The 14,098-nt window shown below is 62.7% G+C and carries 17 protein-coding genes and 1 pseudogene; all 18 read right to left on the reverse strand.

Annotated features, from left to right (window positions below; all coding sequences use genetic code 11):
* Positions 1 to 742 (reverse strand): annotated as a pseudogene (locus AC6UAL_RS06830) (hypothetical protein); the annotation flags it as partial.
* An 87-nt stretch (positions 743 to 829) separates the two neighbouring features.
* Positions 830 to 1,258 (reverse strand): hypothetical protein, encoded by a 429-nt coding sequence (locus AC6UAL_RS06835; RefSeq protein WP_500682629.1) that lies wholly within the window; start codon positions 1,256 to 1,258, stop codon positions 830 to 832.
* A gap of 5 nt (positions 1,259 to 1,263) precedes the next feature.
* A complete protein-coding gene (locus tag AC6UAL_RS06840) occupies positions 1,264 to 1,626 on the reverse strand; it encodes a hypothetical protein (protein WP_500682630.1) in 363 nt (120 codons plus the stop codon).
* 69 nt (positions 1,627 to 1,695) lie between these two features.
* Entirely contained in the window at positions 1,696 to 4,167 is a 2,472-nt protein-coding gene (locus AC6UAL_RS06845; protein ID WP_500682631.1) for a hypothetical protein, read from the reverse strand.
* Positions 4,164 to 5,294: a hypothetical protein gene (locus tag AC6UAL_RS06850; protein WP_500682632.1), complete on the reverse strand. Its 1,131-nt coding sequence runs from the start codon at positions 5,292 to 5,294 to the stop codon at positions 4,164 to 4,166. Before AC6UAL_RS06850 ends, AC6UAL_RS06845 begins: the two co-directional genes overlap by 4 nt.
* 1 nt (position 5,295) lies before the next feature.
* Positions 5,296 to 6,135 (reverse strand): hypothetical protein, encoded by an 840-nt coding sequence (locus AC6UAL_RS06855; RefSeq protein ID WP_500682633.1) that lies wholly within the window; start codon positions 6,133 to 6,135, stop codon positions 5,296 to 5,298.
* A gap of 17 nt (positions 6,136 to 6,152) precedes the next feature.
* Positions 6,153 to 6,554, reverse strand: a complete 402-nt coding sequence (locus AC6UAL_RS06860; protein WP_500682634.1) for a hypothetical protein — start codon at positions 6,552 to 6,554, stop codon at positions 6,153 to 6,155.
* The gene (locus tag AC6UAL_RS06865; RefSeq protein WP_500682635.1) at positions 6,551 to 7,108 is read right to left on the reverse strand and encodes a hypothetical protein; all 558 of its coding nucleotides are present in this window, start codon (positions 7,106 to 7,108) and stop codon (positions 6,551 to 6,553) included. Before AC6UAL_RS06865 ends, AC6UAL_RS06860 begins: the two co-directional genes overlap by 4 nt.
* Positions 7,093 to 7,398 carry a hypothetical protein gene (locus tag AC6UAL_RS06870; RefSeq protein WP_500682636.1) on the reverse strand — a complete coding sequence of 102 codons (306 nt, stop codon included), beginning with the start codon at positions 7,396 to 7,398 and terminating at the stop codon, positions 7,093 to 7,095. The genes AC6UAL_RS06865 and AC6UAL_RS06870 overlap by 16 nt, the downstream gene beginning before the upstream one ends.
* Positions 7,399 to 7,412: 14 nt before the next feature.
* Entirely contained in the window at positions 7,413 to 8,315 is a 903-nt protein-coding gene (locus AC6UAL_RS06875) for a major capsid protein (RefSeq protein WP_500682637.1), read from the reverse strand.
* 15 nt (positions 8,316 to 8,330) lie between these two features.
* Positions 8,331 to 8,735 (reverse strand): hypothetical protein, encoded by a 405-nt coding sequence (locus AC6UAL_RS06880; protein WP_500682638.1) that lies wholly within the window; start codon positions 8,733 to 8,735, stop codon positions 8,331 to 8,333.
* A gap of 39 nt (positions 8,736 to 8,774) precedes the next feature.
* The gene (locus AC6UAL_RS06885) at positions 8,775 to 9,605 is read right to left on the reverse strand and encodes a S49 family peptidase (RefSeq protein ID WP_500682639.1); all 831 of its coding nucleotides are present in this window, start codon (positions 9,603 to 9,605) and stop codon (positions 8,775 to 8,777) included.
* The gene (locus AC6UAL_RS06890) at positions 9,602 to 11,026 is read right to left on the reverse strand and encodes a phage portal protein (protein ID WP_500682640.1); all 1,425 of its coding nucleotides are present in this window, start codon (positions 11,024 to 11,026) and stop codon (positions 9,602 to 9,604) included. Before AC6UAL_RS06890 ends, AC6UAL_RS06885 begins: the two co-directional genes overlap by 4 nt.
* Positions 11,027 to 11,081: 55 nt before the next feature.
* Complete coding sequence (locus AC6UAL_RS06895) at positions 11,082 to 11,357, reverse strand: hypothetical protein (RefSeq protein WP_500682641.1); 276 nt, start codon at positions 11,355 to 11,357, stop codon at positions 11,082 to 11,084.
* 24 nt (positions 11,358 to 11,381) lie between these two features.
* The gene (locus AC6UAL_RS06900) at positions 11,382 to 11,969 is read right to left on the reverse strand and encodes a M15 family metallopeptidase (RefSeq protein ID WP_500682642.1); all 588 of its coding nucleotides are present in this window, start codon (positions 11,967 to 11,969) and stop codon (positions 11,382 to 11,384) included.
* Entirely contained in the window at positions 11,962 to 12,159 is a 198-nt protein-coding gene (locus tag AC6UAL_RS06905; protein ID WP_500682643.1) for a hypothetical protein, read from the reverse strand. Before AC6UAL_RS06905 ends, AC6UAL_RS06900 begins: the two co-directional genes overlap by 8 nt.
* A gap of 55 nt (positions 12,160 to 12,214) precedes the next feature.
* Entirely contained in the window at positions 12,215 to 12,634 is a 420-nt protein-coding gene (locus AC6UAL_RS06910; protein WP_500682644.1) for a hypothetical protein, read from the reverse strand.
* Between the two features lie 51 nt (positions 12,635 to 12,685).
* Positions 12,686 to 14,095, reverse strand: coding sequence for a ParB N-terminal domain-containing protein (locus tag AC6UAL_RS06915; protein WP_500682645.1), 1,410 nt, complete (start codon positions 14,093 to 14,095; stop codon positions 12,686 to 12,688).
* Positions 14,096 to 14,098 lie beyond the last annotated feature (3 nt).

Raw genomic sequence — 14,098 nt, forward strand, 5'->3', positions numbered from 1 at the left:
TGTAGTTGCAGACGATTTTGTTGTAGTTGGGGTTGGGCATCGTGATGTTCTGGTAGGTGAGATCGAGGTTGTGAGAGCCCGATTGCACCACGGCGTTGGCGGTTTTGCCCCACGTCGTATGACCGCCGCGGGGGCCGGTGGCGGCTTCCGTGTCGGACAGGTCGATGATCTGCTCGCCATCCAGAGAGGCCGTGCCCCAGTCTTCGACGTTGTAGGTAAGGCTCAGTTTGGCCGTCACGGGGACGGGGTTGCCTTCGGCGTCGACGTCCGTGGGGATGCTGAAGGGCTCATTCATGTTGTAGGATTCGCCGTTGGTGGGCGGATCCTGATCTCGGTTGTCGCTGCCGGAGGCAAAAATCTGCCCGGGCTGGACGGGTGTGCCCTGCTCTGCCGTGAGGGGCATGGGGGCGGGTGTATACCACTTCTTGTAGTCAGGGGTGGCGGGGGCGACATCCTGAACGGGAGCGGAGTCCGTACCGGCGTTCAGGTTGGCGGAGGCGACATTCGCGTCAGAGACGGAACCGGCGGGGGTGTTGTTATTCTGTGTCATAGTCGTATGAGAATGAGGGTTAGAGGTTGTAGATTCGGGTGAAACGGCAGGAGCGGGAGCTTCTGCCACGGCGTTCGGGTTCATGGGCGATGAGTCCGGGGCGGATGCCTCATCCGCGGCGGGGTTGTTCATCTGGGTGGCTGCACTTTGGTCGTCAGCCGGGACGGGTGTCTTATCGTTTGTGTCAGACATAGTGTTTGTTTTGGTTTGGTGTTGTCCTTCAGGCTCACAGGTGTGTGCGAGAAGGCCTACATCTAAGGGCGCGTGTCAAAAACGGGGTCAGCTCCGGCAGAACTTGCCGAGGAGTAAACCGAGTTGTGACTCGGGCGTGCCCTCAGGGATGAGGAGGGTCTTGCTGCCGCGCTTCAGCAGCTCCATGCGCGGGGTCTGGCCGAGGTGATGGCTGATGAGGGTGGAGAGGTTGCGCATGGCGGCGGCCATGTAGGCGAGCGGGTGCTCGTTGTCTTCGCGAGCAATCCACGCGGTGTCTTTCCATCGCGCAATCATTTCGCTGGCTTTGTACTTGCCGTCCAGCGAGTGTTCCTCAAAGAGCCAGTTGACGACGGGCTCGGTGTCGCCGCTTACCCGAAAGCCCGGTCGCTCGGAAAAGGGGATTCCCAGCGCGGAGAGGCAGGCGGCCAGCATCAGTGCGTCCAGATCGTTGTCGCGGCTGCGCACGAAGTTGAAAGCATCGGGAGCGAATGCCATGTGGGTTAGAAGTCGTAGATGGTGGACGAGATTTCGAAGGTAGCCAGATCTTCGTTTTTGAGGCCGATTTTGATGCCGGTTACCACGTTGGTGCCGCTTTCGACGGCACTGAGCCCATGATCAGGGGCGGCGTTGGCCAGCACGAGGGTCTGGCCGGTTTTGATGTCGGTGGGGTTTTCCCGGGGGATGTAGCCCTTCATGGAGACATCGGTCTGGTCATCGTAAAAAATGATGCCGACCTTTTTGCCCCGGTAGTCACGCTGTACTTTTGAGTCGGGCTTGTAGTCGAAGTCCTGGGATTCCAGCAGGATGCCCTGCTGGTCTTCTTCCAGGCCGAAAATGCCGACGGTTCCAATGATTGTTGCCATACACCTATGGCGCGGTGTCAAAATGTCCGTCAAAACGGCCTAAACAGGACTAAACAGGACTAAACAGCGTCAAAAGGACTTGGTGTTGAGCCTGACGGAGAAGCTGCCGGAGATGCTGCCGCTGCCTCGCAGCCGGGAGTTGCCTTCATCGTACGTCCACCCGGCGCTGCCGCTGATGCTGGCGCTGGCGCTGCCGCTGGCTTCATGGATGCCGGTGATGGTGACGGGCAGGCAGCCGGTGACGGTGGTGGCGTAAGAGGTGTAGGGGTTGGTGTGCGCCGGGGTGAGGGTTTGCACGGCGGCGCTGACGGATGGGCCGCCGGAGGGTGCTCCGATGTTGCTGCCGCTGACGCTCGGCGGGGTGACGGTGGCTTGGGCGGAGGCGACGGCGCGGTAGGCGGCGTTCAGGGCGATGCCCCGGAGTTTGGCGGTGTTGAGCGATACGGTGTAGATGGTGAAGTCTTTGGTGACGCCGCCTGTGCAGACGCGGCGACGGCCGCCGGTTGCGGAGAAGTTCAGGATGTTGCTTGTGGGGAGTTGTTTGCTGGTGGCCGAGCCGCGGCTCGCGCGGGCGGTGACGGTCAGCTTGCCGTTGATGCGGACTTGGACGGTGGCGGATTTGGGGTCGCTGTCGCCATACATGTAGGAGCTTTTGTAGGTCACGGTTGCGGAGGCTCCGCGGTAGGAGGCGGCGGAAAATCCGTAGTACATGGTGCAGGATTTGCCAAAGGCGGTGTAGCTGCCGCCGTTCGAGGTGCTGAGGTTGAGGGTGGCGGTGTAGGCGGTCTGGGCGGTGAACTTCTGCGGGGCGATGGAGAGGGTGAAGGTGTAGATGATGTCGCGCACGTTACCCTCGCTGTCACGGAGAATGTCTTGGGTGGCTTGGATGGAGACGCCGCTGCCTTCCTTCAGGTAGATGCCGCTGTCGAGAGTGGGCCGGGTGGGTGGCCAGTCCGTGGGGTCGTCGTCGTCGTCACCGCTGCCAGTGCCGCCGCCTCCGCCGCCTCCGCCCCAGGCGGGTTCATCCTGCTGATCGGAGGGGTTCGGGGTTTTGGAGCGGCTGAGGTGGGCGTCGACGCCGCTCAGGATGCTGTTTTCATCATAGGCGCCGTAGGGATGCAAGCAGCCGACGGTTTTGATGTAGTAGTGCCTGCCCACGTGCCCGGCGACGAAGGCTTGGGCGGCGTAGCGGACGTGCCCGAGGCGGTCGTAGCGCGTTTTGGTGGCGATGAAGCCGCTGGCGCCGGAGGAGGAGGGCCAGCCGCCGCCGGTTTCGGGGTAGATGAAGGAGGTGGTGACGTCGCGGATGTTGCGGATGAGCAGGCCGCGCGGGGTGGCGTAGACGCCGCCGCTGTAGCCCAGCAGGGTGCTGTCGGTATAGACGTCGCCATGGTAGAGGCGGGTGAGGGTGGGTGTGCCGGAGTCGGTCTGCACGCGGGCGAGGGCGCGTGTGCAGAGCACGGTGGGGGTAGTGGTGTCGCCGTAGCTTTCCAGAAAGCGCTCGACGTTGACGTCGCTGCTTTCAAAGCCGCCGATAGGGGAGGAGGAGATGCCCCAGACGCGCTCGACGGCCTGATGAAAGGCGGTGCGTTGCAGGGGGACGGTCGAGAGCGCGGAGACGAGGACGCTGCCGCCAAACTGGGTGCGCAGGTCGTCTTCGGTGGGAGGGAGGCTGACGGAGCGGCGCGTGCCCCGGCCGTCTTCCGTCGAGGAGCAGACGATGGTGCCGCGGTCTTGGCCGGTGTAGGCGGGGATGCCTGCGATGTAGAGGATGTTGTCGATGATGGCTCCCCAGTAGACCCAGATGTGACCGTAGTAGGTTTTGAGAAGATAGGTGGTGGAGTCGCCGTAGGAGAGGGCGATGCGGGCGTTGCCCACGTTCATGAGGGCGCCGATGAGTTTGGGGGCGGCGGATTGGATGAGTTTGCCGTTGCGCAGGAGTTTGGCTTCGGCCTCGGCTTTGCCGGCGATGCGCAGGGCGGGCGCGAGGTCGCCGTGCAGGCAGGGGGTGAGGGTGGGGCGGGCGTTGCCTGAGCCGGAGATGCGGGTCAGGGGGTATTGACGGCGGCTGCTGCCTTGGCAGGGCTCGGCAAAGGCACCGAACTCCAGCCGGTTGTCGTGCCGGATGCGGGCGTGGATGTAGTAGTGCAGCGGCCCACTGTGGGTGGGTGTGAGGGGGTGGATGGTGTAGTCGGCGATGTAGGTCCAGCCTTGGATGTCGGGCTTTTGCGGGTCGCTTTGGGGTGCTTCCGGCTGGCATTGGCGCATCCACTCGGCTCTCCGCTCGGCGTCCATTGTGCCGGTGGCGTCATTGAAGGTGCCGAAGACGCCGGGGGGCATGTGCAGGTCGCCGTGGTACAGGCGGCTCAGGGTGGGAGGCTGCCCGCTGCCCCCGCTGCTCTCGCTGGCCGAGCTGCCCCCGCTGTTCTCGCTGGCCGAGCTGCCGGAAGAAGCGGAGGCTCCCGGGGTGGTTTTGCCGGGGAAGAAGCGGGGCACGGCGGCGACTTCGACTTCCAGCGGGGCGGTGGAGGATTCACTCATGAGGGGGCTTTCTCGGTGGCCAGGCGCTTGGTGCCCAGGGCGCTTTCTGCTTCGAGGGTGTAGGCGTAGGTGTACTGCCCTGCACCGCTGCGCGTGAGGGTGAGGGTCACGTAGCGGGTGCTGCCGGGGGCGGTGATCTGAAGTTTGTCTTTGCGCGGGATTTCGACGAACTCGCGCTCGGGCAGGAAGACGCGACCGCTTTCTATGCTCAGGTAGTAGGCTGTTTCGCTTTCTCCCCCGTCGGGTTCTCCCCGAGAGACGAGTTGGCGGACGCCGCCGGGTTCGGTATAATCGCCGCTGCCCCCGGGTTCGGTATAATCGCCGCTGCCGCCGGGTTCTCCCGGAGCACTGGTCGCGTTGACGTCAAAGGGCATGGCGGGTACAACGCCGCCAAGTTCGATCGGGCCTTCCTGATACTGATTGATGTAGATGCGCAGGAACTCGCTGACGACTTCGGCTCGGGCTTTGCCGATGGGGATGTAGAGGTCTTGGGTGTCTTCCTTTTTCTCGACGGCAAAGACGGCCTGCTGGGGTACGGTGCCGGAGAGGGTCAGGCGCACGTAGACGTTGATGCTGCCTTCTTCATCACTTGCTCCGCCGGCTCCGGGTTCGGTGGCCTCGGCTGCCTGTGGGGCGGCTTCGCCGCTGGTGCTGCCGGATGACGGGGAGAGGATGCCGACGTCTACCCATTCCCCGGCGTCCCAGACGGTGCTTTCGGTGTCGGGACTGGGTGTGACTTGGCTGTTTTCGTCGTCCTGCTCCAGCGCGGTGACGGTGATTTCATGGCCGAGGTGGTCGGTCACGCGCCCGATGTGCACCTGCAGCACCTTGTCCCAGTCGCCGCTTTCGTCATCAACTCGGCATTCGTTTCTGGGCTTGATGCGCAGGCGAAACTCCTGATTGCGAAGGATGTCCAGATCGTCGGAGATGGCGCGGGCGATGGCTTGGCGGTCGATGGTCAGCGAGGTGCCGCCTGCGGATTCTTTGGCTTGGTAGCCTACGCCGCGCAGGATGCGGCGGCGCAACTGCTGTTCGTGGAGGTAGCGCAGGTAGGAGATGATGCTGTTGAGCCAGGCGGCGGAGATGACTTCTCCGGCGCGGACTTCCCGGGGGATTTCCTTGCCCATGTCAGGAGCCGTAGAGTTTGTTGTTCCAGCCGCCGGGGGCAGAGAGTTCGTAGATGGATTCGATGCGCCATTTGCGCTTCTGGTCGCTGGATGTTCGCGAGAAGGATTTGCCGACCAGCAGCCAGTTGCGATTCTGCGGGGTGGGGGCGCCTTCCGGAGAGGCGATCTGACCCAGGCCGTCCAGATTGACGTATTTGGCGGAGACGATGCGGACGATGCGGTAGGTGGCGCCCGGGCTGCGGTAGGAGTGAATGCCGCTCTGTATCAATTTGAGGACTTCTTTGCCGTTGCCGGAGAGTTTTTTGAGCAGTTGCTTGAGGGGACGCATGACGGGTTGCTTGTCTTTGTCCAGTTTGGGGGAGCCGTCTTCGTTGAGCTCGGTGACCATCTCCCAGAGGCGCACGCCGTCCTGCACGGCTTTGAGGTATTCGCGGTGCGCGTCGGTGATTTGGGCCTGGGCTTTCGGATGGGCCAGCAGGGGTTCGTCGTTGACGGAGCCTTCCAGTGTCTGCTCGATGATTTCTGCGTCGTTGTCTTCGTCGTCGGTTTCGGCGTCATCTTCACTGCTGTCTTCTTGCTCATCGTCCCCTTCCCCGTCTGTCAGTCTGCCGTATTCAAGCCGTACGGAGGCGATGCCGCCTTCGCCGGGCTTGACGGTGGCTTTGCGCAGGTAGACGCCGCTCATCAGCGGTGTGCCGGAGCCCAGAGCCGGCAGGCTGCTCAGGGCACTTTCTTCCGGCACGTCGTAGGTGATGGTCAGGGTGTTGCCGGTTTTGGCGTCGTAGTTAAAGACGAACTCGCGCTCGGTTTCTACTTTGGATGTGTTGCCGTAGCTTTGCATGGTGGCGGGTCGGGGGGTCAGAATTGGACGACGATGCGGAAGGTGGCGCTCTGGGTAAAGAGGGTGTCCTGTGCCTGGGGCTCGGCGGTGCTGTGCAGGGTGAGGTGGTAGAGGAGCATATCGGTGGCGTTGGTGTTGATGCTGGGCAGGGCTTGGGGGCTTTCCAGCAGGGCGCAGAGGGTGCCGAAGCTGAGGTGCATTTCTTCGTCGCTTTCGTCGCAGGCGCAGCTAATCAGGCTCATTTCCAGCGTGTATTCCCAGGTGTGATTGCCGGGGATGAGTTCTTTCTCGGCAACGCAGGTGAGCAGGACGTAGGGGGCGTGCAGTTCGGCGGTGCCGACGGCGGCGTAGACGGGCAGTTCCGTCTGGGCGCGGCTCAGGTAGCTGCGGACGTTTTCTGCCAGGGTGTGCGGGTTCATCGGACGCGGCTGATGAGTTTGCGCTTGAGGGCGCGCAGGTTGCCCGCCAGCCCGCGCTCGACGTTGCTGAGGGCGTAGAGGGCGCGGCGCTTGGTCATGGTTTCATTGTAGGGAACGGAGTTGGTGACGATGATGGTCACCCGGTCGCCTTGGCGCGTGATGCTGCACTTGCCTTCCTGCGTGCCGTGGCGTTTGACCCAGGCGGGGATGCGCGGGCTGCGCAGTTGCTCGGCGGCGGCGTTCCAGCCTGCGGCTTCTCGCCCCAGTTGTTTCTTCTTGGCGGCCAGCAGGCGGCGCAATTCGGCGTCTTTGCGGTAGCCTTTGCGCGTGATGCGGTGCGTTTCAAAGTAGAGGGTGACGCGCTGCGTCCACTCTCGCCGGGCGCTGGAGGGGGATTTGCTCAGCAGCATCGGCATGGTGTTGCGCACGGCTTGGGTCACGAAGCGCCGGGCGCCTTCGCTTACGGCTTCCAGCAGGCTCTTCTGCCCCAGTATCGCCAGCTTGGCCAGCTTGCGGGTCAGTGCGCCGGAGAAGATGGTTACGCTTGCTGGCATTCCAAGGTGATGATGGGGGTTGTGGGTTTCTCGCTGACGGAGGTGATGCGGTACGGGATGTTGGCATGGGTGAGGAGCTCCCCGACTTGCGGGGAGCTCCTCAGGTGCTGTCTGAGCACTCGCACGGTCAGCGTGCGAACCGGGGCAAAGCCTGCCAGCTCAAGCTCCGCTGACCGTGCGCCATCACTCACCAGGGCTGCCAGACTGTCTTTCCCCAACTCGATGCAGTCTGGCATGTCTCGGTGCACGGCCATAAAGTCTGCACTCATTTCTTCATGTACCGTGCTCATCTCTCACTCCTACCTTATGCCCCGGCTGTTGTGATGGAAATCCTTTGCAAGGCTGCGCTTCGCACGACTTCGTAGCCATACAAGCACTCCAGCGTGATGAGTACTTTGTTGGAGGCTGTGTCGGTGTAGCGCAGGTAGCCGAAGGTCAGGCCGGTGACCGGGTCGGTGACGGCTCCGGCTTCGTCGTAGTTGGCAATCGGCTGCAAGTAGCGCATGGCGACGGCGACGGCCGAGCTGTGCGCCGCAAAGCCTGCGAGGTTTTCGCCGTTGTCCGGCACGCAGTCCGTCTCGTAGACGTCAAAGCCGGCCAAGCGGTTGATGCGGGCTTCGACGACGCCGGGCTGCGCCAGATTGGTGATGAAGCTGCGCGCGACGATGTCGTCGGCCAGCAGAGCGGTGTTGAGACTGGTGTTGACGACAAGGGCTCGCCCGGCTTTCGGCATTTTGGCTTTGTTGCAGGCTTCGCGGATTTGCAGCACGGTTTTGTAGCTGAAGGCTTCGGCTGAGGCTACGTCCGCGGCTGTCTTGAACGAGGCTTTCTTCACACAACTGAAGATGTCGGTGAGGACGTCGATGGCGAGTTGCTGGGCGGCCGTCGCCACGAGCTTTTCCAGCAGGGGTACGGCCGTGGTGGCGGCTTCTTTCGCCGTCAGGTGCACGGTTTTGAACTTGTGCTTGTTGAGCACGACCGGCACGCTGCTCGCTTCGCTGTCGATGTCTTGCATGTAGGTGCCCGCAAAGTCAGAAGCTGCTGTGGGGGCTCCGACGACGGGGACTTTGACTGTGTCGCCTTTGTCGGAGGGGCTCGGGCTGAAGTTCGTCGAGAAGACGGACAGGGGCATGAGCTCTGTCATCCAAGGCAGCAAGGCGGCCTGCGCAATGCGGACGTCTTTCAGATCGGTAAGGGTGTTTGCCATTGTGTTGATGTGCGGTTAAGGTTTGCTGTAGAGTTCGGCTCGCTCGGAGGCGCTGAGCGAGCGCAGGAAGAGGGTCTGCTCCGTCGGGTCGCTGATGGCGGCAAAGCGTTCGCGCACCGGCCGCAGTGCCGGGTCGCCCTTGCCGGTGACGGGTTGCGCGGCGGTGCTCGCTCCGTAGTATTCCGCAGCGCGTTGCTCGGCCGTTTTGGCTTCGGCTTTCAGGCGCTGCACGTCGTCGAGGGCTTTGCGGTAGTTGCCCTCCAGCTCGGCAAGCTGGGCCTTGCTGTGAGCGAGGTTTTCCTTGAGCTCATCGTTGGCCACTTGCAGGGCGGTGTTTTCTGCTTCCAGCGCACGGAGTTGTTCTGTCTGCTCAGTGAGCCGTGCGTTGGCGGCGTCGAGTTGTTCATCGAGTGTTTCCATATACCTTACGGGTGTTGTCAAAAAGGGGTTAAAGGGAGGTTAAAGGGAGGCAGTGCTGAGGTCCGCGGCATGCCGCCGGATGAGTTTTTCCTGCAACGCGGGCAGCGAGAGCACGCAGGCGTCGACGAGTTTTTTCTCCCGCGCTTCCGTGCCGTAAAAGCTCTGCCCTTCCATGTCTTCGGGGGCGATCAGGCGGCGGCGGGTGACGGCGTGCCGGAAGTCTGCCCATGTTTTGTTGACTTGCTCGCTGAGGTGCTCGCGCTGCTCGTCGGTCAGGCTGGTGCCTTCAAGCCCGATGGTTTTGTATTTCCCGGCGGCGAAGACTTCCATCTTCAGCCCGCAGGATTGATAGAGGGCACTGCAATCGACCAAGGGCAGCAGAACGCCGATGGAGCCCACCGCCGAGGAGGGCGCGGCGTAGATGACGTCCGTCTGGCTCGCTATCCAATAGGCCGCTGAGCAGCACTGCCCCGCGGTGAAGCTGTAGACGTGTTTCTGCCGCGCGATGCCGCGCACGAGCTGGGCCAGCTCCGGGGTGCCGTTGACGGTGCCGCCCGGGCTGTCGATGTCGAGCAGCAGGGTGCGCACGGCCGGGTCTGCGGCCGCTCGCAGCAGCGCTGCGCCCGTTTCTTCCATGCTGCACAGGCGCAGGCCGCAGAACGCGGCTGCCGCGCTCATGCGCGGCGTGAGCCGCCGGAACAGGGGACCATGCAGCCGCACGGTCGCAAGGCCGTCCCGGAGCTCGTAGGGCGGCTCGGCAGCTCGGGTGGCCTCGCCCGCCTGTGCTCCGGCGGCACTTTGCTCGGCCCGGTTGAGTTCGCAGTAGGCTTCCAGTGTGATGAGCCAGGGCTGTGTATGCGACGTGATCATGGTGCGGTGGGTGGGATGTAGTACTGACAGAGGTCTTGCGGGTTGAGTTGGTAGCGGGCGGCGATGTCGCGGATGAGGGCCATTTCCCGGGCTCGGGTTTCCAGCTCATGGTTGATGTCGCAGCCCAGCTCGGCGAAGTGGTCGCTGAGGGTTTTGAGCCCGGCTTTGACGTCTTCGCGGTTCTGCTGGGACTCGCGTCCGGCGTCCACCGTGACGCGGCGGGGCGTGACGAAGTCGACCTCAGTCCAGTCTTCTGCGGGTGGCAGTTTGCCCGCCGTGATGGCATGCCCGATGACGAAGCGCCAGATCGGGCGAAGCATACGGTCTATGAGCAGGGTTTGTCTGCGGCTGAATCTGCGGTCGGCCTTCGCCACGATGAGTCTCACCCCCGCCCCGCCGATTTTGGACGAGTCGCTCGCGAACTCATAGGGCAACAGCCCCAGGGCGCTGTCGCGTTGCAGGTAGTCCAAAAAGCCTTGGAAGGTGGGGCTGGGCCGGTTGCTCTGGAAGCTTTCTATGGCTTCGTCCGGCTGGATTTTCACGAGTTTGCCGCCCAGGATGGTTTGCAGGAAGCCGGGGTCGCTGCCACTGGGTTGCGGCGGGCTGCTGAGCTGGAAGTCGCGGTCGTCGACTTCATAGCGGCTGGTCTTGAGGACGCGGGCGATGTCGGCGTTGTCTTTTACGGCGTGCTTTTCCAGCGCCAGCAGCTCGAGGATGTCGAGCATGTGGTTGATGCTGTGCTGAATGGTCGGGTAGCCCCGCACCTGCGAGATGGACATCGGCGCAAAGACGTGCAGGACGTCCCGCGCGGCGAGTTCCCGGTGGCTGCCGTCGTCGAGCAGCAGGCGGTAGCCGAGCGGCCTGCCCAGGGGCGACAGGCGGATGCCGTCGATGAGCGAGTCTTCTGCCGTGGCTGTCGCAAAGGTGGTGCCGTCGCTTTCTTCTCCGGCTCCGCTGCTGCCGATGCGGTGCGTTTCGATGAGCTGGATTTTCGGCTCGCCGTCTTCTTCCGTTTTGAGAACGAAGATTTCTCCGTCGGTCTCCAACGCCATGCAGGCCAGATACAGGCAGGTGGTCAGGTCAAAGCGCCCGGTGATTTCGGCCCGATGTGCCCAGCGGTTGAAGTACGCGAGCGCCTGCTGGTTCCACCGGGCGTCTTTGCCCGAGGGTTGCGGCAGGATGCCGTCGCCGATGGCATAGAGGGCCATGCTGCTGATGATTTCTTGCAGGAAGCCGCTGTTTTTGACCAGATAGCGGCTGCGCCTCACGAGTTCGGAGCGCACGCCGGGCGTTAAGTCCAGCGTGGTGTCCCGTGGCCCGCTCCCCGGTACGTTCGACCGGCGGGGCGATTGGTTCGCGCCTTCAAAGACGGAGTGCGTGCCGAAGAAGATGCGGGCGGCCAGGCGTTGCAGAAAGTTCATGGTGCGTTGCGGCGGGCGGTTTCAGTGCGGCGGCGGTTTCAGTGCGGCGGCGGTTTCAGTGCGGCAGTCTCCAGCCGACGTGGCTCAGGGAGCCGGGGTGGTCTTCTGCTTGGGTGTCTGTTTCTTTCTGGCGCTTGAAGTAACGCAGCGCGTACTGGCATTCTTCGATGATGTCGGTGACAGGCATGACAAATTGCTTGCCCACGGAGGTGCCTCCGTCGTTCCAGCTCATTACGGTTTTGCCTTCCATCAGCAGGGCTTTGGCCGAGGTGAGCATGGCTTCGACCTCAGCTTCGCAGAATCCGTGTATGAAGAGTCCTTTCGCGCTCATGGCTCTCTATGGGGGGCTTCTTCCTTATGCTTCAAATCGCTTCCGCGCCGCGGCGGTGCTGCCGAAGGTGTTGAGCTGGTAGTGCGGCTGGTCGACGAAGCTTGTCCACGTGCCGCCCCATGTCAGGCCGGGGATGTCGGCGTGGAGTTTGCCCAGCTTCCCGTAGAGGGCGTGGTCGCCGAAGTATTCCTTGCCCTTGAAGATGCCGATGTCCCACGCGATGCCGAAGTTGTGCATGGACTGGCCGCCTCGGGCTTTGGTGACGCGCGGGCGCTTGCGATAGAGGGCGTCCTGTTCCTTGTAGGTTCGCGTCCCGCAGATGATGCGCACGTCCATGCCTTCTGCCTGGGCGGCGGCTTTGGCTTTGGAAAGCCACAGCCGGGCAAGCCGCTGGGTCTCGGGGGTGAGCGTGGCGATGTTGCGCTCGCTGCGCTCGTCAAAGCTGCCCAGCTCGGCGCGGTGCGCTTCGGCTGCTGATTGCCAGGCGGCTGCTGCCGCCTGGCTCTGGCGGCCGATGATGCCATCGATCTCACCTTTGTAGTACCCCGCAAAACGCATCAGGCGCTGCCAAAAGGCGCGATCTTGCCTCACCTCCTCCAGATTCTCAGCCATTACCCTTTTCCTCCTTTCCTTCGGTTTTGTCTTTCGTAACGATGCCGACCAGACTGGCTACTGCCATTCCGGCGGCGATGATCTGCTCCGCCAGTGCTGTCTCAAGGCTTGCACCGCAGGCGGTGACCAGGCCAATGAGCCCCAGCCATGTGGAGCGTTCCGTCAATCGGTTGATGATGTACTTGAACATACACCTATGGCCGGTTGTCAAAAAAAGCCCCGTCCAAGGTGTTCAGCCGAGGGGGTTACCCCTGCTTGCTGATTAGGTGGGCAAACTGCCAGTTGCGGCAGGTGAAGTACGCCCTGGAGCGGGCGTGCGGGTCGGCGGGGTCGATGTCTGCCTGACTGAAGGCGATTTCTTCGGCGTTTTCGATTTCGACTTGGATGCCCTGCCGCGAGACGCTCAGCAGGCTGCCTTCCTTTTCCCGGAAGGCCAAGTGAAAGTTGCGGCTCCAGACGTAGGGCTTGCTGACGCCGCAGAGGTAGTAGCACGGGGATGGGCGCAGCGGCTGCTCATGCAGTTCTTTCACCCGGGCGCTGATGCGCGGGTCGTACTCGCCCAGCAGGCAGCGGGCACAGTGGACGCTCAGATTCACGCCGCTGACGTATTTGAGCCAGAGATAGCTGAAGGGGGCGTTGACGTGCAGGTGGCGGAGGCTGATCATGGTCGGCTGCTTTGTTTCAGTATAGCACATCGGCGACTGTTTTTCAAATGATTATTGCTCAAATCCGCGCTCTTCCTCCAGCTTGCCCATGAGGGTTTCCACGAGTTTGCCGTGCCGGTTGTGCCGGTAGTTGCCGGGGTATTCCATGTTAAACTCGATGTTGAGGGCATCGAGCACTTTGCGGCGCGGCAGCACCCGGGGTTCGGCGGCGATGGCGTAGAGCTGCGGCTCGCCTTCTGAGCCCCGCAGTTCGACGCGCCCGAAGTATTCCTCCAGCAGGGTGCGCAGGCTCTCGTGGGTGTGAAAATGCTGCATCGTCCAGACGCCGCTGCGGTAGGTCGCGCCGAAGTTGTCCTTGTCGAGAAACTGGATGTCCCGCCCGTGCCCGTTGTAGGTTTTGAAGGTCTTGAGGTGCTCGGTGAAGTAGAGGCTGCGGGTGCCGATGTAGATGCGCCCGCCCCGCTTGAGCAGGGCGTTGCAGGTGGTCAGCACGGCATGCTCAAACCGGGTGTTGACGACGGAGTTGAGCACGCTGTCGAGGACAACGACGTCGAAGAGGCCGTGCTGCTGCAGGTCGAGGCAGAGTTTGCCGATCTGAGCCACGACTTCCCTCACGTTGAGGGTTCCCTTGCACTGGAAGTGCGGTTCGTAGGCCAGCATGCGATAACCCTGCCGCGCCAGCATGTCGGCGTAGGCGCACCTCCCGGCTCCGAAGTCGACGGAGCGCTCGTCTTTGAGCAGGGTCGGAATGACGTAGTTTTCGTAGAGCGTGGATGTGATGCGCCGCGATTTCGTCCCTTGCAGCCGGTGCATTTGGCAATGGAGCTGGTTGTAGGACTTGACGCCCAGGGCGTCGTAGTAGTAGACGCCGTAGTCGATGGAGAGGTAGCGCAGCATCTCGGCTTCGTCTTCTGCCGGTATCATGTAGCAGAGGCAGGGGATGCGCAGTTGCTTGCAGGCGACGGCGTAGTCCGAGTTGAGCAGCACGCGCCCGTCTTCGGCGCAGACGATGCTGCCCCAGCCGCCGTAGCGCAGGATGAGCCCGCTCATGCCGTTAATGATGAGCGCGTTCGCATTGCGCTTGAAGTGGATGCGCTCCGGCTCGATGTAGCTGTAGGTTTCCGGCTCCGGGGCGCTCCCGTCCAAATCCAGCATGACCGGGGTCTTGTTGGTCTCGACGCTGTTGTGAAAGAGGTTGAAGCGGATTTCATCGGTGCGGGTGATGCCTTGCAGGCGGATGGCCGGGCAGTACTCAAGACCGATGGCTTTCATCGCTCGGGTGCGCTGGTGCCCCGCTGTCAGGATGCCGTTCTTGCCATTGATGATGACGGGCTTGATGACGCCGAACTTCCGCAGGCTCTCCTGCAACAGCGTGAACTTTTCTTGCGCCAGTTGGCGCGGGTTGTAGTCCGCCGGGCTCAGTTCGCTGATGGGATAGGCCGGTATGAACTCCGCTTTCATGCT

It is taken from the genome of Candidatus Parakkermansia intestinigallinarum (genome assembly GCF_944389695.1).
Classification (GTDB): domain Bacteria; phylum Verrucomicrobiota; class Verrucomicrobiia; order Verrucomicrobiales; family Akkermansiaceae; genus Akkermansia; species Akkermansia intestinigallinarum.

Coding starts and splice junctions, on each gene's coding strand:
- AC6UAL_RS06835 (WP_500682629.1), bottom strand. CDS start 1,258: ATGGCATTCGCTCCCGATGCTTTCAACTTCGTGCGCAGCCGCGACAAC.
- AC6UAL_RS06840 (WP_500682630.1), bottom strand. CDS start 1,626: ATGGCAACAATCATTGGAACCGTCGGCATTTTCGGCCTGGAAGAAGAC.
- AC6UAL_RS06845 (WP_500682631.1), bottom strand. CDS start 4,167: ATGAGTGAATCCTCCACCGCCCCGCTGGAAGTCGAAGTCGCCGCCGTG.
- AC6UAL_RS06850 (WP_500682632.1), bottom strand. CDS start 5,294: ATGGGCAAGGAAATCCCCCGGGAAGTCCGCGCCGGAGAAGTCATCTCC.
- AC6UAL_RS06855 (WP_500682633.1), bottom strand. CDS start 6,135: ATGCAAAGCTACGGCAACACATCCAAAGTAGAAACCGAGCGCGAGTTC.
- AC6UAL_RS06860 (WP_500682634.1), bottom strand. CDS start 6,554: ATGAACCCGCACACCCTGGCAGAAAACGTCCGCAGCTACCTGAGCCGC.
- AC6UAL_RS06865 (WP_500682635.1), bottom strand. CDS start 7,108: ATGCCAGCAAGCGTAACCATCTTCTCCGGCGCACTGACCCGCAAGCTG.
- AC6UAL_RS06870 (WP_500682636.1), bottom strand. CDS start 7,398: ATGAGCACGGTACATGAAGAAATGAGTGCAGACTTTATGGCCGTGCAC.
- AC6UAL_RS06875 (WP_500682637.1), bottom strand. CDS start 8,315: ATGGCAAACACCCTTACCGATCTGAAAGACGTCCGCATTGCGCAGGCC.
- AC6UAL_RS06880 (WP_500682638.1), bottom strand. CDS start 8,735: ATGGAAACACTCGATGAACAACTCGACGCCGCCAACGCACGGCTCACT.
- AC6UAL_RS06885 (WP_500682639.1), bottom strand. CDS start 9,605: ATGATCACGTCGCATACACAGCCCTGGCTCATCACACTGGAAGCCTAC.
- AC6UAL_RS06890 (WP_500682640.1), bottom strand. CDS start 11,026: ATGAACTTTCTGCAACGCCTGGCCGCCCGCATCTTCTTCGGCACGCAC.
- AC6UAL_RS06895 (WP_500682641.1), bottom strand. CDS start 11,357: ATGAGCGCGAAAGGACTCTTCATACACGGATTCTGCGAAGCTGAGGTC.
- AC6UAL_RS06900 (WP_500682642.1), bottom strand. CDS start 11,969: ATGGCTGAGAATCTGGAGGAGGTGAGGCAAGATCGCGCCTTTTGGCAG.
- AC6UAL_RS06905 (WP_500682643.1), bottom strand. CDS start 12,159: ATGTTCAAGTACATCATCAACCGATTGACGGAACGCTCCACATGGCTG.
- AC6UAL_RS06910 (WP_500682644.1), bottom strand. CDS start 12,634: ATGATCAGCCTCCGCCACCTGCACGTCAACGCCCCCTTCAGCTATCTC.
- AC6UAL_RS06915 (WP_500682645.1), bottom strand. CDS start 14,095: ATGAAAGCGGAGTTCATACCGGCCTATCCCATCAGCGAACTGAGCCCG.